General features: G+C 67.7%; 14 protein-coding genes. 7 read left to right on the forward strand and 7 right to left on the reverse strand.

Going from position 1 to position 20,091, the window contains the following annotated elements; genetic code table 11:
- Positions 1-152: 152 nt before the first annotated feature.
- The 6 genes from tagD (EL340_RS01225) (at position 153) to EL340_RS01250 (ending at position 11,906) form a co-directional block, all read left to right on the forward strand.
- The gene (gene tagD / locus EL340_RS01225; protein WP_126413078.1) at positions 153-545 is read left to right on the forward strand and encodes a glycerol-3-phosphate cytidylyltransferase; all 393 of its coding nucleotides are present in this window, start codon (positions 153-155) and stop codon (positions 543-545) included.
- Between the two features lie 135 nt (positions 546-680).
- Positions 681-4,574, forward strand: coding sequence for a CDP-glycerol glycerophosphotransferase family protein (locus EL340_RS01230; RefSeq protein ID WP_232023163.1), 3,894 nt, complete (start codon positions 681-683; stop codon positions 4,572-4,574).
- Positions 4,571-6,496 carry a CgeB family protein gene (locus EL340_RS01235; RefSeq protein ID WP_126413080.1) on the forward strand — a complete coding sequence of 642 codons (1,926 nt, stop codon included), beginning with the start codon at positions 4,571-4,573 and terminating at the stop codon, positions 6,494-6,496. The genes EL340_RS01230 and EL340_RS01235 overlap by 4 nt, the downstream gene beginning before the upstream one ends.
- A complete protein-coding gene (locus EL340_RS01240; RefSeq protein WP_126413081.1) occupies positions 6,493-8,904 on the forward strand; it encodes a CDP-glycerol glycerophosphotransferase family protein in 2,412 nt (803 codons plus the stop codon). Before EL340_RS01235 ends, EL340_RS01240 begins: the two co-directional genes overlap by 4 nt.
- Before the next feature lie 20 nt (positions 8,905-8,924).
- Positions 8,925-10,106 (forward strand): glycosyltransferase family 2 protein, encoded by a 1,182-nt coding sequence (locus EL340_RS01245; RefSeq protein WP_232023164.1) that lies wholly within the window; start codon positions 8,925-8,927, stop codon positions 10,104-10,106.
- Positions 10,107-10,514: 408 nt separating this feature from the next.
- Positions 10,515-11,906 (forward strand): OmpA family protein, encoded by a 1,392-nt coding sequence (locus EL340_RS01250; RefSeq protein WP_126413083.1) that lies wholly within the window; start codon positions 10,515-10,517, stop codon positions 11,904-11,906.
- A gap of 26 nt (positions 11,907-11,932) precedes the next feature.
- Here the strand turns inward: EL340_RS01250 and EL340_RS01255 are convergent, their stop codons facing one another.
- The 7 genes from EL340_RS01255 to EL340_RS15225 form a co-directional block, all read right to left on the reverse strand.
- Positions 11,933-12,712 (reverse strand): DUF6270 domain-containing protein, encoded by a 780-nt coding sequence (locus tag EL340_RS01255; RefSeq protein WP_408608555.1) that lies wholly within the window; start codon positions 12,710-12,712, stop codon positions 11,933-11,935.
- Positions 12,709-13,674, reverse strand: coding sequence for an ABC transporter ATP-binding protein (locus EL340_RS01260; RefSeq protein WP_309340725.1), 966 nt, complete (start codon positions 13,672-13,674; stop codon positions 12,709-12,711). The genes EL340_RS01255 and EL340_RS01260 overlap by 4 nt, the downstream gene beginning before the upstream one ends.
- 58 nt (positions 13,675-13,732) lie before the next feature.
- Positions 13,733-14,647 carry an ABC transporter permease gene (locus EL340_RS01265; protein WP_126413085.1) on the reverse strand — a complete coding sequence of 305 codons (915 nt, stop codon included), beginning with the start codon at positions 14,645-14,647 and terminating at the stop codon, positions 13,733-13,735.
- On the reverse strand, positions 14,644-16,416 hold the full coding sequence (locus EL340_RS01270) for a glycosyltransferase (RefSeq protein ID WP_126413086.1): 1,773 nt from the start codon (positions 16,414-16,416) through the stop codon (positions 14,644-14,646). Before EL340_RS01270 ends, EL340_RS01265 begins: the two co-directional genes overlap by 4 nt.
- Positions 16,409-17,479, reverse strand: a complete 1,071-nt coding sequence (locus EL340_RS01275; RefSeq protein WP_232023165.1) for a glycosyltransferase — start codon at positions 17,477-17,479, stop codon at positions 16,409-16,411. The genes EL340_RS01270 and EL340_RS01275 overlap by 8 nt, the downstream gene beginning before the upstream one ends.
- Positions 17,480-17,687: 208 nt before the next feature.
- On the reverse strand, positions 17,688-18,728 hold the full coding sequence (locus EL340_RS01280) for an MraY family glycosyltransferase (protein WP_126413087.1): 1,041 nt from the start codon (positions 18,726-18,728) through the stop codon (positions 17,688-17,690).
- Positions 18,725-18,913, reverse strand: a complete 189-nt coding sequence (locus tag EL340_RS15225; RefSeq protein WP_232023166.1) for a hypothetical protein — start codon at positions 18,911-18,913, stop codon at positions 18,725-18,727. Before EL340_RS15225 ends, EL340_RS01280 begins: the two co-directional genes overlap by 4 nt.
- A 768-nt stretch (positions 18,914-19,681) precedes the next feature.
- Here EL340_RS15225 and tagD (EL340_RS01290) point away from each other — a divergent pair.
- The gene (tagD, locus tag EL340_RS01290; protein ID WP_126413089.1) at positions 19,682-20,089 is read left to right on the forward strand and encodes a glycerol-3-phosphate cytidylyltransferase; all 408 of its coding nucleotides are present in this window, start codon (positions 19,682-19,684) and stop codon (positions 20,087-20,089) included.
- The last annotated feature ends 2 nt before the right edge of the window (positions 20,090-20,091 follow it).

Genomic DNA, 20,091 nt, shown 5'->3' on the forward strand with positions numbered 1-20,091 from the left:
AGAATCGCCTCATATATTTCGACCATATATCAGTATCGCATCGTTTCTGTGACGCCTTCGATAACGGCTTACGGCTAGGTAATACTCATGGCGGTTTGCCCCGTGTCCCATCAGGCGGGCGGCTCCCGGACATTCGACCAGGAAGTGACTCCATGAGGCGTGTGATCACCTATGGCACCTATGACCTGCTCCATTACGGTCATATCGCGCTGCTGAAGCGTGCGCGGGCGCTCGGTGACTTTCTGGTGGTGGCGCTGTCCAGTGATGAGTTCAATGCTGGAAAGGGGAAACGGGCGTACTTCTCCTATGAGGAGCGCAAGTCAATGCTGGAGGCCATTCGATATGTCGACCTCGTAGTGCCCGAGCTGACCTGGGGGCAGAAGACCGAGGATATTGCCATGTACGGCATTGATGTCTTCGTCATGGGTGATGACTGGAGCGGTGAGTTCGATGATCAGCTCCAGGGGCTGTGCGAGATCGTCTACCTTCCTCGTACTCCTGAGGTCTCGACGACTCAGATCAAGAACGACATGCGTCTGCGCTGAGCTCTCAACGAGAGTCGCAGCGGAACCCACAGCGGACATAGTGGAACCCATAGCGGAACAAGGACGGTTATGAGCACCAGGGATGCTGTCCTCAGACGGATAGGCCGTGTCGTCTCTGGTCGGTCGGAGCTGCCGGTGGCCAGCAGGTTCGTGCGTTACGCCGCCGCCAGGGCGTATGAGGAAGGCAGCCTGGTAGAGGCCAGGCACCTGTATGAGAAGCTGCCGGCGAGCGCCCATGACGCCGTCACCAGGCTGCGTCTGGGGGTTATCGCCGAGCGCGAGGACCGGCTCGAGGACGCCCTGAGAACCTACATCGAGGTGGCGGACCACGATCCCACCTGCGGGGAGGCCGCCTACCGTGCCGGGCGTCTCCTCAGGCGGCAGGACGATCCGGCTGCGGCCTCAGTCTTCTTCTCACGCGCCATCTCCTCGGGGGTGCGAGATCGGCGCTACTCGGAGAACCTGCTCGCCTGCCTGCCCGCGAGCGCCCCGCAGTGGCAGCGTCTGGAGATCCTGCTCTCCGGCCTGCCCGAGCACGAGACCGACGCCGCCTGGTTGCGCAGGATCCTTCAGGCTCAGCTCCATCTCGGCCAGAACGGCCCGGCCAGGTGCACTCTCAAGGCCTTGGCCGATGTCGGAGAGCTCGACGCGCAGGAGCTGTTCGAGCACGGTCTCATCGCTCACCGCGACGGCGACCGGGCCACCGCCTCCACCAAGTTCTCGGCCGCCTGCAAGGCAGCCGGCGGCAAGGCCCTCAGCAAGGGCCCGGCCCATCTCGCCTGCACCCGGGGTGACTGGAGGCTCGCGCTCGAGCTCTTCGAGCTCTACCCGGGAAAGGACCTGTCCCGGTCGGACCTGGCCTACTGCCTCGACCGTCTGCGCGAGTACCAGAAGGCTCAGGGGCAGCACGCTCTGGCCACCTCGCTGGAACCGGGAAACGGGCACCGCCTCTACAAGCTGGGGCTCGCCTCGGAACGTGCCGGTGATCTCGTCACGGCGGAGCTCTCCTACCTGAAGGCCCTCGAGACGCTGAAGAGTCCCCACGGCAGCTGGTGGAGCTATCGCCGCGGGGTCTGCCTGGCCCGGCTGGGGCGCTACGACGAGGCGCTCGAGTCCTTCTGGGCCTACCTGGGCCCGGTTCCTGAGCCGGTCTCCCCGTCGCCGCATCGTGGTGCAGGCGGGTTCCTCGGCCTCGTCCGCTCCAAGAGCGCGACCATGCCGCGTCAGCGTCCGGAGGATCTCGTGGAGTCCGCCATCATCGATCTCAGGCTGAGGCTCGCTCCGGGCGGTCCTGGTGCTGGTTCGAAGACGTCCGCCTCGTCCGCCGCGGTGCACGAGGCGGTACGTTCCATCCGTCGGGTTCTCCCCCTGGTCCTCAAGGGTGACCGGAGTCGCCGCCTGGTCCTGGCCCGGCTGGCGCAGGCCGCCGGGCAGACGTCCCTCGCCTGCGAGATCCTCGAGCAGGCCGAGGAGTTCGGTTGCAAGGACGGCCTGGACCCGCGGGCCTACGGGCGCACCGCGGGAGCCGCCCGCAACATCCGCTACGCCGAGGCCCTTGAGGTGCTCCCACTCAGCCCCCACCTGGTGCTGTGGGAGTCCAACCACGGCGCCTCCATCGGCTGCCACCCCCTGGCCGTCTTCCGCTGGATGGTCGACCGGCCCGAGTACTCCCACCTGATCCACGTCTGGGCCGTCAACGACCTGGGCGCCATCCCGGCAGACCTGCTGGGACGTCGTAACGTCGTCTTCGTCGCGCTGCACAGCGCCGAGTACATGCAGTACCTCGCCACGGCCGGCTACCTCGTCAACAACGTCTCCTTCGCGCCCTACTTCGTCCGCCGCCCCGAGCAGCGCTACCTCAACACCTGGCACGGCACCCCCTTCAAGGCCCTGGGGCGATCCATGAGGGGCGGCCTGCTCGACTACGAGAACCTGCAGCGAAACTTCCAGCTGAGCACCACGCTCATGGCCCCCAATGAGCTCACCCGCTGGGCTCTCATCGAGGACCACGATCTGCTCGACGTCTACCGGGGCCGTACCATCATCACCGGCTCCCCCCGGCTGGACGCCTCACTGACCATGAGCCCTCAGGACCGCAAGGCGCTCAGAGGCCGCCTGGGAATGGCCGAGGACGACGAACGTCGTCTGATCCTGTTCGCCCCCACCTGGCGCGGTGGTGTCAGCAAGCGGGAGCTGGACCGCGAGGCCCTGGTCGCCGACCTGGCCGCCATGTCCTGCCGACAGGACGTGCTCGTGGTCTACCGGGCGCATCGCCTCTCGGAGAGGCTCCTGGCCGGCGTGGACCTTCCGGTCAGCGTCGTGCCCAAGGACATCGACACCAACGAGCTGCTGGCCGCCGTCGACGTCCTGGTCACCGACTACTCCTCGATCCTCTTCGACTTCCTCCCCCAGAGGCGTCCCATCGTGCTCTACATGCACGACCTTGAGGACTACCGGGCTGAGCGGGGCCTGTACCTGGATCCCGAGGAGGTCCCCGGGCTGGCCTGCCACGACCGCGGCGAGCTGGCCTCGGCCATCGGTCGTGCCCTGGACGGGGAGGGGATCCCGGACCAGGAGGCTCTGGCCCGATACTGTCCCTACGAGGACGGGCTGGCCTCAGCACGGCTGACCCGGTTCTTCTTCGACGACGACCATGACCTCGGGGACCTCGGGGACCTCGGGCGGCGTGCCGTGATCACAGACCACGCCGTCGATCACGCCCACGACGAGCGCGTGCCGCGGCGCCGCACGCTCCTGTTCCACGCCTCCATGATCCCCAACGGGATCGCCTCGGCCTTCCTCGCGCTCCTGGAGGCACTCGACCCCGCGCGCTACTCCGTCAATCTCATCGTCGAGCCCTCAGTCCTACGAGCCAACGAGGACCGTCAGAGGATCTTCCACCGACTGCCCAGCCACGTCCACGTCATCTGCAAACCCGGAGCGGCTCCCTGGCGGATCCACGAACGCTCCTGCATCAACGACTTCGCCCGTCATCCCGTCTACACCTCGCAGAGCTTCTGGGACGCCTACTGGGCCTACTACGAGCGCGAGACGCGCCGCATCCTGGGGGACTTCGTGCCCGACGCCGCCATCGAGTACGACGGCTACGCCGAGACCTGGGTGTCTCTCATCGCCGCCTGGGGGCGCCGCGGGGCCCGCAGCTCGTGCTACCAGCACAACCAGATGGACAACGAGTGCCGGGACAAGTACCCCAACCTCAGACGCGTCTTCTCCCTCTACGGTGATATCGACGCCGTCGTCGCAGTCAGTCCGGGACTGGCCCGTCACAACCGCGCCGGGCTGGCCGGTCTGGGCACAGACCTCTCAGGCCGTCAGCTCTCAGCCCGTAATCTCCTCGACGTCGAGCGGGTGCTCACCGGGGCCGAGGAGCCGCTCCCCGACGCCTTCACGGCGCTGAAGAGCGAGCACGACATCGTCCTGGCCACCATGGGGCGGATGTCGATGGAGAAGAACCAGGCCACTCTCATCGAGGCGGTCGCGCTCCTGCGCCAGCAGGACGGAGCCTGCGGCAACGGCCTGAGCATCGGCCTGGCGATCGTCGGGTCCGGGGTGCTCGAGGGGACGCTACGGGCCAAGATCGACTCCCTGGGGCTCAGCAGGAGCATCGCGCTTCTGGGCCAGCTGGACAACCCCTTCCCGGTACTGAGCGGAGCGGACCTGTTCGTTCTGCCCTCCTTGCACGAGGGGCAGCCGGTGACCCTCCTGGAGGCCATGACCCTGGGGACCGCGGTCGTGGCCTCGGACCTGCCCGGCAACCGAGAGCTCGTCGCCCTCGGCTACGGGCGCCTGAGCGGAACCTCCGCCCAGGACATCGCTCAGGCGATTCGTGACGCCCTGGCTGATCCCTCCTGCGCTCGCGGGACCTTCGACGTCGAGCAGCACAATGCGAGCTCGTTGGCGGACACCCTCAGCGCACTGCTCGGTCCCGGTGCCCTCCCGGAGCCGGGCGGCGGGGCACCGGAAGCGGCGCCGCCCGGCTCCCCGGATGAGCGAGGAGGAGAGAAATGAGCGCCCACGACCCGCAAGCCGCGAATCGGCCCGCCCCTGAGCTGCGACGCGCGCTGTGGCACCTGCGCCACTCAGGACTGAAGGGGCTCAGCGAGCACCTGCGCCGCGGTCGAGCCACCTCCTGGTCCCGCCCCCGTCGGTGGGCTCACGGGCGCCGGGATCAGACGACCTTCCCCCAGTGGCCCCTGCCCTCGCCGGAGGAGACCGGGCCGCGCCACGACGTAACCGTCGGAGTCATCGCCGACGAGTTCACGGCGCTCGCCCTGCGCTACGAGTGGCGCGCCGTCGCCCTGACCCCCGCCCACTGGTGCGAACAGCTCGACGAGACCCCCATCGACCTGCTCTTCGTGGAGTCCGCCTGGCACGGCAACGACGACGCCTGGCGCTTCCAGGTGATCGGTCCCCAGGGGCCCTCGGACCACCTCAGCGAGATGGTCACGGCGATGCGAGGACAAGGGATCCCAACGGTCTTCTGGAACAAGGAGGACCCCGCCCACTACGACGAGGCCATCGCGACCGCCCGACTGTTCGACTGGGTCTTCACCACCGATGAGGCAGTGGTTGAGCGCTACCGGCGCGACCTGGGGCACGACCGCATCGGGGTCCTGCCCTTCGCGGTCCAGCCCACGATCCACAACCCCATCCGCCTCCTGGATGACGAGGGTATGCCCGTCCCCTTGCGGGACGTCGCCTTCGCCGGGACCTACTTCGCCCACAAGTACCCGGAACGACGCGAGCAGATGGACATCATCCTGGGAGGTGCTCTCGACGCCTCGGCCCGGCTGCCCCACGGACTGGACATCTTCTCCCGGTACCTGGACGGCGAGGACGCCTACCAGTTCCCGGAGCCCTGGGACGCCCGTGTGCGCGGCAGCCTCAGCTACCCCCAGATGCTCAGCGCCTACCGCGCCTACGCCGTCTTCCTCAACGTCAGCTCCGTGGTGAGCAGCCCCTCCATGCTTCCGCGCCGCGTCCTCGAGGTCCTCGCCTGCGGCACCCCCGTGGTGACCACGGCGACGCCCGCCACCGACCGCCTCCTGCCCCCGGGCGCCCTGGCCAAGGTCGGTGACCGTGCGCAGGCCGGTCACACCGTGCGCGCTCTCGTGGCCAACCCGGTCCTCGGCGAGTACATGACCTACCTGGCGCAGCGTGAGATCTGGGCCCACCACACCTACAGCCACCGTGTGGACACCGTCCTGCGCGCCGTCGGCATGGGGGAGCGGGCCCGATCTCGGCCCACCATCGCACCGCTCGTGGCCACCATGCGTCCGGAGCGGGTCGACCACGTCCTGGAGACCCTGGCCTGTCAGCAGCGGGTGACGATGGCCCCGGTCATCCTCACCCATGGCTTCACACCCAGTGCCAGCAGCAGGTCCCGGGCCCGTGAGCTGGGGCTCGACATCGACTGGATCACGGCAGAGACCGGCACGTCCCTGGGATCCTGCTACAACCTCATGCTGACGCGGGTCGATGCCGACTACGTCGCCAAGATCGACGACGACGACCTCTACGGCGGGCACTACCTCTTCGAGTCCCTCGCCGCAGCCGACTACGCCCGTGCCGAGGTCGTCGGCAAGCACGCCCACTACCTGCACCTGACCGGTCCGGACCTGACGGTACTGCGCTTCGCCGACTGGGAGCACCGCTATACGACCTTCGTCTCCGGACCTACGCTGGTGGCCCGTACGGACCTGGCACGCGCCGTCAGTTTTCCCGATACAACCCGTGGGGAGGATACTGGTTTCCTCAGTGACTGCGTACGTTCCGGGGCTCGTATCTATTCGGCCTCCCGGTTCGGGTTCGTCCAACGGCGTGGAACGACTTTCGGACACACCTGGGACATCTCCAACACGGAGGTGCTTGCGACGTCCACCATTAGTCATTGGGGACCACCCCACGAAATGGAGATACCCACCTCATGAACACCCGCAGCGCCGAGACCTTGCACGTCATCATCATCGGTTCCGCAGGTGGTCAGGACACGCTCGACTCCCTTCAGCAGGACCCGCCCGAAACCGGGATCGTCCCCATCGGGTGCCCCGATCCGACGGCGGTGGCCCAGGCTCTCAAGCCACTGAGCGCCGGAACCCGGGTCCTGTTCCTGAGGGCCGGCGATCGGGTCGAACCCGGCTACCTCGCCTCGCTTGACCGGCACGGCCCGGACGAGGCCGTCGGGGTCCTTCTGACACCGACCGCCGTCATCCGTCCCGACGGCACCCGGGACGACCGGATGCAGTGGCGCTTCACTCACGGCAGCCGCAGCGCGGACCTGACCGCTGAGCCCTACATCTTCCCCGAGACCATCAGCGGAGTGGTACTCACCGTCCCCCGCCGAGGTCTGCCGGACTGGGGCGGGCCGGGACCGCTCCGCGGAGTCGATGACGCCGACGGCGCCGGTGGTGACGGCGAGAACGCCGGTCTGAGCGGGCTCATCGCCCATATCGTGTCCACCGGCAACCGGGTCGGTCTCCACGACGGCCCAGCCGTCATCCGCCACGCCTCGCCGCCCCCCGGCGCCTGGGGAGAGATCGACCACTACCGCCACCTGCTGGGCACGATTCTCCCCGCGTGGTTGCAGGCCGACGGTCCCCCTCCCGCCTGGGTCTACCAGCTCATCACTCACCGGCTGATCCAGGTGACCGAGGCCGACCGGGGGCTGCGTTACCCCGCGGCCGGGCTCACGGCCGCCGAGCGCGCCGAGGTGGCCCGACTACTGCGTGCTGTCACCCAGCGCGTTCCCGCCGCTCAGATCGAGGCGTACTGCTCCACGCCGCTGGCAGTAGGGCGCCGCACAGCCCTGATGGCCATGGCCGCAGGCCCCATGCCGGCACCGATCCTGTTCTCGGGGCGTAGGTTCCGCAGCGACCAGAAGGTCACCTACTTCTACACCGGCGCCACGCCCACGGAGCAGTGGAAGGTGGACGGAGCCTGGAGCGGCCCCACCAGCACCAAGATGGTCGATCACCGGTACTTTGACGAGGTGGTGCTCCACGAGCGCATCGTCTGGTTGCCCAAGGGGGAGATCACCGCCGTCATCAACAGTCAGGAGCTTCCGGTGGCTCCTTACCCGGGCGACCCCCGGCCGCCTGAGACGATCCCCGGTCAGCGCCGCCACGGATCATTGTCCTCCGGGCTGCGCCGGCGCCTGGCCGGGGTCCTCGGCCGCGGCAGCGCGCAGGAGCAGCCGCAGCAGACCAGCGCGTCATCGACCTCGACAGCTTCCGCCTCCTCCTTATCGTCCTCGGCGCCGGCCTCGGTGTCCTCCTCGGCGCCATCGCCGTACACGGCCTCGTCTCCGACCGACTGGCCCCGCACCTGGCTCTACATGGACCGCCACAACAGCGCCGGTGACAACGCGGAGCCGCTGTACCGCTATGCCCGCACTCACGCCCCCAACGTCCGGCACATCTTCGTCATCGAGCGCACCAGCCCGGACTGGGACCGACTCGCGCAGGACGGCTTCGTCCTCCTTGATCCGACCGCCCCCGGCTTCGATGCCGCATGGACCGGGGCGGAGACCTTCCTCCTGTCCGACATCGGTGACCCCCTCATCAAGCATCGGCTCACAGGGGCGGGCACCAGCCCCGATCAGCGCCTCGTCTTCCTCCAGCACGGCGTGACCATGCGAGACATGTGGCGCTGGTTCAACGGCGCCCGCCTGGACGTCGTCGTGTGTGCCACCGCGCCTGAGCAGGCGGGGCTGACGGCGGACCACACCTCCTACACGCTCACGGACCGTGAGGTGTGGCTCACCGGATTTCCGCGCCACGACCACCTCTACGAGCTCCTGGGACAGGAACGTGACCGCATCCTTCTGGCCCCCACCTGGGACCCGGAGGTCTCGCGAGCCCTGGAGGCGGCCCCGGATGCCGTCGGGCTCCTCGACGCGCTCTACCGGCCGTGGCTCGAGCTGGCGGCGGGCCTGACCCAGGCAGGACACCGGGCCGTCCTCTTCGCCCACCCCAAGCTCGTACTGAACGCCCCCGAATGGTTCAGGGCCCTGGGCGTTCCCGCCGTCACGGGACGAGAGCTCCCCGAGGCGCTGGCCCGCTCACGGGCCGTCGTCTCCGACCGGTCCTCCGTTCTCGACGAGGGCATGCTCGCCGGCTGCGTCGGTATCGTCTGGGACCCCCACGGCCGGCCGGACACGGACCACTACCGCTCCCGCCACGAGGCCGTCGGCGCCATCGGCGTCGACACCTTGGAGCAGGTGTATCAGGCAGTGGATGATGTCGTCTCCGGCCGCCTTGTCGCTCCCGAGGACCTTATCCTGCGCGACGCCGGAGCCTGCGCCCGCCTCACCAAGCTGCTCCAGCGCGACATGATCTGATGATCGGTCTGATACCGGGGATGTCCCGCGGGCGTTACCGCCCGCCCCGGGTCAGCCTCGTCAGCCCCGTCTACGGCGTGGCCCCCTGCCTGCCGCGCTTCCTCGACTCACTCGATGCCCAGGACTATCCGCACAGCCGGCTCCAGGTCGTGCTCGTCCTGGACGGAGCCCGCGACGAGTCGCCCCGAGTGTGCCGCGCCTGGGCCCGACGAACAGACCTCGACGTCGAGATCGTCGAGACCGAGAACGGTGGACAGGGCAGAGCCCGCAACCTGGGGATGGAGCACGCCCGGGGACAGTGGATCGGCTTCCCCGATCCCGATGACTGGCTCGCCCCGGACTTCCTCACCCGGCTGTTGGGCGCCAGGCGTCACGGTGACCTCCTCCTGAGCGGCCGTACCCTCATCCACCAGGGTGGCAGCCGGACGTGGCACCCCCTGGACTTCCGGTTCCAGAGCGGCACCGCTCGCGTCGATGCCGCGCGCCGGCCGCAGGCCATCCAGCTCTCCGTCCACGAGTGCCTCATCCGCTCCGACCGGGCGCTCGCGGCCAGATTCCCCGAGGACCGTGAGGCTCCCACCTTCGAGGACGCCCTCTACCTGGGAGGCATCCGGGCCGGATCCGGTCGTATCGTCTTCGTGCCCGACGCCGTCTACCACTATGACAAGCGGGCCTCAGGTGAGTCCGCGGTTCAGACCTCCTGGTCGCGGCCGGGACGCTACCTCGATCAGATACGCACGCGCTACCACGCTCTTCTCGACGTCGCCGGAGGTGCTGCCTGGGCGCAGCAGACGATTCTGTACGACCTCGGCTGGTACTTCGGGGTCGTGGACGCCGGGAGGATGCCCACGCAGCCTTCCGGACTGGGCCAGACGCATGCCGCCGAGATGCGTCAGCTGGCGCAGCGACTCGACGTCGAGCAGGTCATCCGCAGCCCCTGGGGGAACCTTGGCGCCTCAGCGAGGGCTCGGCTCCTGCTCTGGAAGAGCCTGCCGGAGGTCGCCGTGGTACGCGACGGTGAGGTCATCGAGCTCTACACCGATGAGCCGCCCAGCGTGCAGGCGAAGCCCTTGCGCTACGCCGGAACCGACGTCGGCTGGGTGCTCACCGGAAGCGCGGCGGTGCAGCGATACTCCGGAGGAGACGTCCCCCGTATCCCCCTGTGGCCCAGGAGACCCCGCCTGGCGGAGACACTGCGTTGAGCGACTCGGGACGCCCCGTTCAAATCGACCATCCACCTGGATCGTCTCCGCTGATCTCCGGTATTGCCGCGGTGTCGTGATCTAGTGTGGTGGTTGTCCTGATCGGGTGCGTCTTCGCGGCCGGGTGGCGCGGAAGGGTGCGGCTGGTTCTGCCATGAAGGAGAGCAAGGAGGAGAGGCTGTTATGGGGCGTGTGTCTCGGCGTGTGCTGCTGGTGGGTGGTTGGTCGATTCTGGGGGTTCCGGTGCTGGCCGCATGCCTGGGCCGGGGTGGTGGCAAGGGCGGGGGTTCGGCGGCGTCCGGCGGCGCAGGGACAGGATCGGGCTCGGCTGGGGCGTCGCCGTCGGGCTCGGGTTCTGCGGGGGTGTCGGGTGGTTCGGGGCAGGGTGTGACTCGGACGGTGACGACCGTGGGGGCGACCTTGAAGGTCACGGTGGGGCCGGCGGTGGTCTCCGACGACGTCATGGTGGTGCCTCTGGCCGTGCACCTGGACAAGATGGGCTCCGGCGGCCTGTCGTCTGACGGCAAGAAGTTCGATGTGCACCTGGCCTGGAGCGGCACGGGAAGCTTCACTGGTGCTGATGGGGTGCGGTTGGTGGACTTCGACGCCGGTACTGTCCAGGAGACCTTCAAGGCCTCCTCCGAGAGCACCGGGCTGACGAAGGAGGAGCCCGACGCCACGCTGCACGCCCTGTTCAAGCCGGTCGACGCCAAGACCATCAACGTCCTGGTGCCCGAGTCGGGTCTGTTCGAGGGCGTGCCGGTGGTGCGTGACGGCGAGCTGTCCGAGGAGGCCAAGAAGGCGCTGGAGTACACCTACGACACCGAAAGCACCCCGGATCCGGTGGCCTTGGAGACCTTCACGGCGGCGGTGGACGGGGCCTTGGACACGCGGGTGACGGGTAAGTCGGTGGTGATCAACCTGGCCTCCGACGTGCTGTTCGACTCGGACTCGGCCGAGCTGAGCGCCCAGGCCGACACGACGCTGAAGAAGGCGGCTGATCAGCTGGCGGCCTATCCGGGTGGGCAGGTGACGATCGTGGGGCACACCGATGACGTCGCTGATGACGCTCACAACCAGGACCTGTCCCAGCGTCGGGCTCAGGCCGTGGCCGACCGGCTGGGGCAGCTGACGAACATGTCGGCCTACTCGGTGAGTGTCTCGGGCAAGGGTGAGGGTGAGCCGCGGGTGCCTAACGACTCCGATGAGAACCGTCAGCTCAACCGGCGTGTGGAGATCACGCTGGTGCCCACCGAGTCGACCTCATCGAAGTCGCCTGCCGGTGCGGGGCAGGGAGGTGGTGATCTTCCCAAGGCCGAGGGGCCGGTGGCCAAGGGTGGTGAGGAGGTCACGGTGAAACGCGGCAGCGGGGACGACAAGCTGACCTTCGTGCTCAAGGAGGTGTCCCGCCGTGGCAAGTACCTTGTCGGCGAGGTCCAGGCCACCGGTGGGCCTGGGGGCACAGATGTCGGGCCCTCGGACTGGTTGCAGCCGACCCAGCTGGCCGGAAGCGCCCGTGGTGAGGAGGACACCAAGCTGCTGGGTGCGATCACGGGGCTGAGCCTGCTGACCGCCCAGACGCGCTACTACCCGGTTGACTACGCCACCGCCCAAGGGACCCACCGCCCCCTGAGCGAGATCACCGCCGACAACAAGCTGGGTGACGGCGACGCCACCACCCTGACGGTGGTGTGGCCCGACACCGGACAGGACACCGTCACCCTCGACCTCGAACCCGCCAAGCGCCCTACCCGCCCCAACAACCCCTTCCGAATCACCGACATCCCCGTCAAAGGGTGAGCGCGACGACCAGACGGGACTCGGGCTCAGAGCGCCGGAGCGAGGCTGCGCGGTGATCGAGCGACCTCCAGTTCGTCGGCGATCCATGAGTACACGGTGCCGACGTAGTGGAAGGGGGCCGATCCCCAGTGATGCGCGTTGTCGGCGACGACGAGCTCATCGGGTACGTTGAGGACTCGCACATCGGTCTCCTGGCGGACAAGATCGAGGTAGCGGGTCATGACCCAGTTGGCCTCCATCGCCGTCTGTCCCCAGCTCGGGACCGTCGATTCGCCGGACGTGGTTCTCGTCGCCCATGGCACGTTGATCAGCACTGTCCTGCTCGTCAGGTCGAGCCGCTCCAGAAGACCGCGGAAGTGCAGTAGCGCCGGCCTCCACAGGTGCAGGTGCTCCGCCGTTCCCAGCTCCAGGAACCTGGCGGTCAGCCCCTCGTAGAGACCGGCCGTCAGGGCCTCCGTCGAGCGCGTCAGAAATGCCCCGGGGGCCGTCTCCAGGACGCCGAGACGCTCGTCGGTCAGGTCCCACAGCAGCAGATCGGTGCAGGCGGCGACAGCCGTCAGCTGCGCCTCCAGGTTACCCACCATGTCGGACAGGAAGGAGCGTCGGGCGAACGGCGACGTCAGCAGCGACAGGTTGAGGTCGCCGGCATCCGCCGGGCGCCCCGCGCTGATGAGCGACTGGCGGGCGATGTAACGCTCGACGCTCCAGCCCCGTTTCTCCATCTCGCCGGCCACGTCCCTGGCCACGCAGGAGCCGTAGACGGTGACTCGTCCGGTTGACCTGTTCTTCTCAGCATGCATGGTCATACTCCTCGAGCGTGTCGGTAGGGCAGCGTGCGACTTTCTGATCGCTGGATCCGCACGCCCGCCGGTTTCCACTTCTCCCGGCACGTGGCCAGAATCTTGGCGGCCTTCTCAGGCTTGTCCTTGGCGATGTTCCAGGACCACCATCGGTAGTCATGGGCGATCTGCGGTCCGGGGCCGTCCCCGATGAGCTCGCCGTCCATGAGCCACAGCGCCCGGGTGCACATCTCCTCAATGACCTGCGCGGCGTGGTTGACGATGAAGACCGTTCCGGCTCCGCGCCGCAGCTGCGTCATCTTGTTCTCGCTGCGCTCCTTGAACGCGGCGTCGCCGGTGGACAGCGCCTCATCAATGAGAAGAATGTCCGGGTTCGCAGCGGCGGCAATCGCAAAACGAAGTCGTGACGCCATGCCCGAGGAATAGGTCTTCATGGGGCGGTAGACGGCCTTCCCGATTCCGGCCAGCTCGATCACTTCCGGCAGGACCGACTCGATCTCCCTGGGCTCCAAGCCCATGGCCAGGCACCCCAGGCGCACGTTCCGCTCCCCTGACAGGTCCGGGACGAGCGCGGCACTGACGCCCAGGAGCACCGGGGTGGAACGGGCGCTCACCATCCCCGATGTCGGTGTCTCCAGACCGGCGATGATGCGAAGCAGGGTGGACTTGCCGGCTCCGTTTCTCCCCAGGATCCCGATCGACTCCCCGGCGCGCGCCACGAAGGAGACGCCCTTGAGGGCATCGACCCTCACCCTTGGCCTCTGTCCCGTCATTCCCAGGAGGACCTTCTGCGTCGGTGGCGCGCCGCGCAGGTCCTCGGCGTCGGTGGAGGGGACTCGGTACCGCACCCGAATGTTGTCAGCGACGACGGTCGCCGTACCGATTCCGGCCCCACCACTGTCCGCCGCGGTCATGACTGCGGGATGGGAGGCGGCATCGGGTGCCGTCGTGATGACGGGGAGCTCCATCGTCGGCGCCTCCGAGTCGTCCACGCGGCGCATCCTCCGGCCGTTACGCGGCCTGCTCTCAGCGCTCGGCACCGTAGTCCTCCTCCTTCTCCCAGAAGAGCACAAGGGCAGTCAGCGTCAGCCCCAGTGACCACGCGCTGAGAATGAGCCACATTCGCGCCTGCGGAACACGCTGGTACAAGATCGCGTCTCGATACATCGTGATCATGAGATACCCGGGATTGAGATCCATGGCTCTGAGCACCACAGGGTGGTCGATGAAACGCTCGTAGGAGAAGAAGACACCCGAGACGTAGAACCAGAACCGGGTCAGAAACGGCCAGATGTTCCGCATGTCCGGGATCGTCGTCGTGATACGGGAGGTGACGAGTACCAGCCCCAGGATCAGAAGCATCTGGAGAGCGAAGACCGGGAGAGCGAGCAACCAGTGCCAGCTCGGCCAGGCGTGAGGGGGAAGAACCGCTACCAGGACGAGGGCCGCGATCATTGGCGGAACCAGGTCGATCGCGCAGCGAATCGTGTACGACACGGGCAGGGCGGCTCGAGGGAAGGAGAAACCCCGAATGAGGTTCTTGCCGGCCACCATCACCTGGCTGCCGCCGGTCACCGCCCGCTGCAGCGGTGGGAAGAACGTGACTCCGATGATGAGGTAACCGACGAAGTTGTCGATACCGCGGCTCGTCTGCAGCAGTAGCCCGAACACGATGAAGAAGACGATGGCGTCGAGCATCGGCTTGGCGATGAGCCACGCGTTTCCCAGAAACGTGCCTCGCTGGGAGCTCAACGCCTTGGCCCGGGCATCGGCCCAGATGAAGTGGCGTCGTTGCCAGAGCTGGTGCAGATAGCTCGGCAGCGGGGGACGCCGGCCCACCGGGGACAGCTCGCTGAGCTCGACGACGCTGACAATGACCTCCGACCTGTCTCCCCAGAACGGCTGCCCGCCCGACCACGTCGCCCAGGAGGCCTCGCTCATATCAGCTCCTTGTAGATCTCGATCTGACGCACTGCGTTGCCGGCCCAGGTGGGCAGCTCCGGCGGTGTCGGACAGGAGGCTGGATCCGCCCCCCGGGACGGGCGGCTGCCCCCGGTCTCCGTCGGTCTCCCGCCTGACTCGGCTGCCATCTGGGCCAGCACCCGGGCGAGCGCCTCCACGTCGCCGGCCGGGAAGGACCGGTTCGACGTGGGCGCGGTGAGCTCCCTGAGCGCCGGAAGGGCCGAGGCCACCACCGGCCGTCCCAGCGCCATCGCCGTCATCGGCTTGATCGGCGTCACCAGCCGGCACACCGGCGTATCCAGCCTCGGTACGCAGAACACGTCCAGGGCCTGGTACCAGTCCAGGGCCGATACACGATCGACTCGTCCGGGAACTGCGCACACGGACTCACCCAGCCCCAGCTCTCCGGCCAGGGCCACCAGTCCGGGGCGGCTGACACCGTCGCCCACGATGGCGCACCGGAGATCGACCCCTCGGTCACGGCAGCGCGCCACCGCCCGGAGCAGCACGTCGAACCCCTCGTAGCCGACCAGCGAGGAGACGCTCCCCACCCACAGACCCTCGCGGGGCAGACCGAGCCTCGCCCGCGCATCGGCCGGCGAGAGCCGGGGAGAGGTGAGGGTCTCCTGGTCCACGGCGTTGGGCACGACCGTGATCCGGTCGGAATCGACGCCGCGGGCGATCAGGTCCTCCGCCTGGACCCGGGAGAGGACGACGACGGCGTCGGCCTGCCCGGCCATCTCGGTCTCCTTGTCGCGCAGCAGTGCGAAGCGCTCAGAGCTCAGCGCCTCGTCCTCCTGCCAGGACGGCCTGCCGGCCACCCAGGTGCATTCCAGCACTCCTCGCATCTCATAGACCCAGGGCAGCCCGTAGGAGCGGGCCACCGCATGGGTGACCAGGGCATTGAGATAGTTGGTGGTCGTGTGCAGCACATGTGGGGCGAAGCGTTCCACCTCGCGGGCCAGCAGGCGGCTCATCTGTGTCAGCCGGGCTGCTGGCCAGGCCTGGGCACGAGCGGGAAGAATCCGCCGGTAGATGACGCCGTCGACGACGTCGGTCTCCTGCGCCGTGGGCCTGCCGATGATGACGGGGTAGCCGATGCGCGTCACCGCGCGTGCATCGACGCCGGCCATGGCCTGCGCCCGGAGGATGGCGTGCGAGCGCATGGTGTAGCCGGACTGGGTGTGCGGCAGCGAGCTGGTCAGCACATGAAGGACCCGGAGCGGTTCTGCCGGGTCGGGGACTCTCCAACCGGGTGAGGGAGTCAACCGGGGAAGCTGAAAGCCCGGGCTCATCATGGCCAGCTGGGAACGCAGACGGGCCCGGTGCGCCCCGGTGCCCGGAACACCCTTGAGGATACTGATCGCGGCGCTCAGGTGTCCTCGAGCCCACAGGTCCCGTGCACGCACCGACGGGCTCCATCGATCGACGTCGATGCGGCTCAGCTCGGCTCCACCGAGCTGGACGGCCAGCTCAGCGGCGAGCCTGATCCCCATGGCCGATCGCGGTGAGGCCCGCCTCAGCGCCCGCCTGGCTGAGTCGTGTCTGTCGGCCATGAGCTCGGACAGCGCCCGGCGCACCTCATGATCTCCTGCCCCGATGGCCAGTGCTCGGGCAGCCCGGTCACGCCAGGGCCCCGGCAGCCGACGCGCCCCCTGCAGGGCCAGGAGCACCGGGTCCTCGACCAGCTGTCGGGCGGCGGATGCGCCCAGCAACGACAGGTTCCTCAGGATCTGGACGTCAGTCACTGGTCACCTGCTTCAAGAGGTCCTCGTAGCGGTCCGCCATCTCCTCGGCGTCGGCGTGGTCCGTCAACCACCGTTGCCCGCCCGTCACGCGCAGGCGGCTGCGGTCTGCGGCCAGCGACGCCCACAAGGCGGCCAGCGCCTCTGGATCCTGCGGCGCAGCGACGTCGCCGCAACCGGCGTCCTCCACGATGCGCCGAGCCTCACCATCGACCGAGGCGCTCACGTGCAGCCCCACAGCCATGATCTCGTAGAGCTTGGACGGAACCGTCAACGACATGGCCGGCCAGTCCTGCAGGCTGACCAGGGCCGTGTCGGCCCAGGCGTAGTGCCGGTCCACCTGGCTCCAGGGAACGGCGGCGTGCATCTCCACCGGCGCCCCGAGCCTGCGGGCCAGCGCCGCGACCTGACCGTACTGCGCGCCGTCGCCGACGATGCGCAGCACCAGCCGGGCCCCTCGCCGCCGGGCGATCGACGCGGCCTCCACCGCGCAGCCCAGCCCCTGTGCGCGCCCCACCGTCCCCAGGTAGAGCACGTGGAGGACGCCGTCCGAGTCCCTCCTGCCGACGAGTCCTCGGCCTGAGGCAACGCCACCGCCGGTATTGCGGACCGTGACCACACGGCGCAGCCCGCGGGAGCGCAGGACCCGTGCGAAGGAGTCCGTCGTCGTCACCACGGCCGCGGCTTCTCGCTCCAGCCGGGTCACCAGCGGTGGCAGGAGGACGCGTGCACCCCGGCCGACGAGGCTCGCCCTCTGGTGCGGGCGCGCTTCCGGTGCCACGGACGGCGGCCGGGTAGTAGACGTCCACTGCTCGGCAGACATGAGCAGGTCTGGCCAGGCGTCTCTCAGCTCCATCACGACCGGACGGCGCAGCACCCTGCCAACGGTGAGTGCCGCCGGGAGCGTGGGAAGACCGGGAACAGAGCCGAGGACGACGTCGGGGCGGTTCGCCCCGCAGAATCGACTCACCCCCAGGCGCACGGAGTCGGCAGCAGCGACCAGCTGATCGACGCTGCGTCCCCGCAATCCGCTGTCGTAGGGGAGAAAGGCGGTGCGGTGCACCATGGCTCCGGTGACGTCTCGGCTGACCGAGCCGGGAAGGTACGGCCTGCCACCCTTGAGGAGACGACCAGTCGGGTAGTGGGGGCCGGGGGCCAGAACGGCCAGCTCATGACCTCACGAGACCAGGGAATCGGCCAACCGGTTCCAGCGCCGCTGAGGGGCTCCGACCTCGGGAACCCAGTAGTGGATGAGGAGAAGGATCCGCACGTCCTCACCCCGCCTTGCGCGGTGCGGGGAAAGGGGACGGTGCTCCGATGATGGAGGGCATGCTCAGGTAGAGGAGCAGGATCGTGGCCATGCCAACCCGCGGCTCCCAGGACGGACCACGGGTGAGCAGGCTGCCTGCCGCCAGGGCGGAGCAGGAGACGGCGGCCAGAGTCACCAGAAGAGCCGCTGCCCAGTGCGGCCAGCCCGCGCAGACCAGGCGCTGGTAGACGTGAAGCTTGTGCGACTCGTACCAGTGCTGCCCTGCTCTTACTCGCATCCACAGGGTGTAGCCGGTGTCCGTGAGGAACACGAGAAGCGGTGCGAGCGCCGCTTCCAGCGCCACGTCCTGGGCGAGGCAGGCCGTGACCGCGAAGGCCCATGCCCCGCCCAGCGCGTAGGATCCGGAGTCGCCGAGAAACACCCTGGCCCGTGGCGCGTTGAAGGGGAGGAACCCGAGGCTCGCCCCAGCCACCGCGATCATGACGAGTCCCAGTCCGGGAACCGGAACCACCGTCGCGACCAGGAGGTACCACAGGGAGGTTGTCACGGCGTGACCACAGGCCAGGCCGTTGGCGCCATCCATGAAGTTCGTGGCGTTGACCAACGCGGTTGTGCCCATGCAGACCACCAGTGCCCACCATCGCGAGGCCTCGAAGGCGCCGCACGCCATCAGCCCGAGTCCCATTCCCAGGGCGAGCTGGAGGGCCAGGCGGGTCCTCACCGACAGGGAGAACAGGTCCTCGATGAAGCCGACCAGTGCGAAGGCGAGTACCGTTGTCAGCCCCATGAGGACAACATCGAGCCTTGCCATCACGTGGATGGCGCTTAGCCGCTGCATCGCTATGAGGATGGTCGTCCCGACGGTGAGCAGGACCGCTAGGACGACGGCGAGTCCGCCGCCGCGGGGGACGGGGTGGTGATGCAGGGACCTCTCCTCGGGCACGTCGATGACGTGTGCCCTTTTCAGAAGTGGAATTGCGGTGGCAGTGAGAGCCGCGGAGACGACGGAGGTGGCCCCGATCCCGCCCAGGAGCACGATGGTCATGAGGCCGGCTCCAGGGCTCGCTGTGCTCGAGCCCGCCACCGCAGTCGGTAGCGCCACTGGTCTGCCACGGCGATGATCGATCCGCTGACACTGGCTGTCCACGGCAGCAGGTGGACTCCGGCAACGAGGTCAAGGAAGCAGGACCCGGCCACGAATCCCGCCCCTGCGACGATGATGAACGGCATCACTCGTGTGGAGGCCCATGGCCAGTACCGCCATGTCACGCACCACGCCGTCAGCTGAATGAGGACCGCGGTCGTGATTCCTATCAGCAGCATACGAGGATAGAGAATTCGATGCGTCGACAGCAGTGTCCTGATCAGAGTCGCCAGGAGGAGCCATAGCGTCCAGGAAGTCATGTCTCGACGCACTGCCGAGAAATCGGTGGGGAGATAAGGAGTGGACGTGGTCAGTGGCGGGACGGCTGATGCTGCGCGGGAACGAGCCGTGAAGGCTCGAGCAGGAGCGGCTGCGACCACGGGCGACCTCCAGGCTGCTGGGATGGGTGAGGCCCGGGAGATAGGCCTTCTTCATTCGCTTTCTGATAACGGTAGTTGTGCCGAAGAACTGGAAAAGCGACTGCCGCCATGATGCGCTTGTCTGCAATCAGACTGTGATGTACAAGGCTCGCTGTGACGACGCTGAAACCCCCTGTCATCGTTGTGATACCAAGGAATACCTGGGTTCGGTCACATGATGGCCTCAGCTGCTGATGCCACGCGGTCAGGGATGGACCGCAGTTCGGCGCATTCATTGGGTTAAGTGATAAGGGGTGATCGTCGCCATAGTCCGCGACCTGCTGCGGAGGGATAACAAGGGGAGTTTCGGGGGTGGGGACTGCCTAGACTTAACGGCAAGCGCGTTCAACCGCCATACGCGCAACCAACGACAATGCGATCGGTTCTTGTGTGATTCATACAAAAACTGATGGCCCTGACCCGAGGACAATCTTGATGAAACGCGTGATCACCTACGGCTCCTTCGATCTGCTCCACTACGGGCATATCGAGCTGCTGCGTCGAGCCAAGGCGATGGGTGACTATCTCATTGTCGCTCTGTCCACCGATGAGTTCAGCGCGTCCAAGGGGAAGCAGGCCTACTTCTCCTATGAGCAGCGCAAGTCGATGCTCGAGGCCATCCGGTACGTGGACCTGGTCGTTCCCGAGCAGACCTGGGGGCAGAAGAGCCGGGACATCGATGAGTACGGCATTGATGTGTTCGTCATCGGTGATGACTGGGTCGACACCTTCAACGAGCAGCTTGAAGGGCGATGCGAGATCGTCTATCTGCCGCGGACCCCGGAGATCGACTCCTCGCGGATGCAGGAGTGCTACGACGTCGAGGAGGCTCGGACACTGTGAGC

The organism is Actinomyces viscosus (assembly GCF_900637975.1).
Lineage (GTDB): Bacteria > Actinomycetota > Actinomycetes > Actinomycetales > Actinomycetaceae > Actinomyces > Actinomyces viscosus.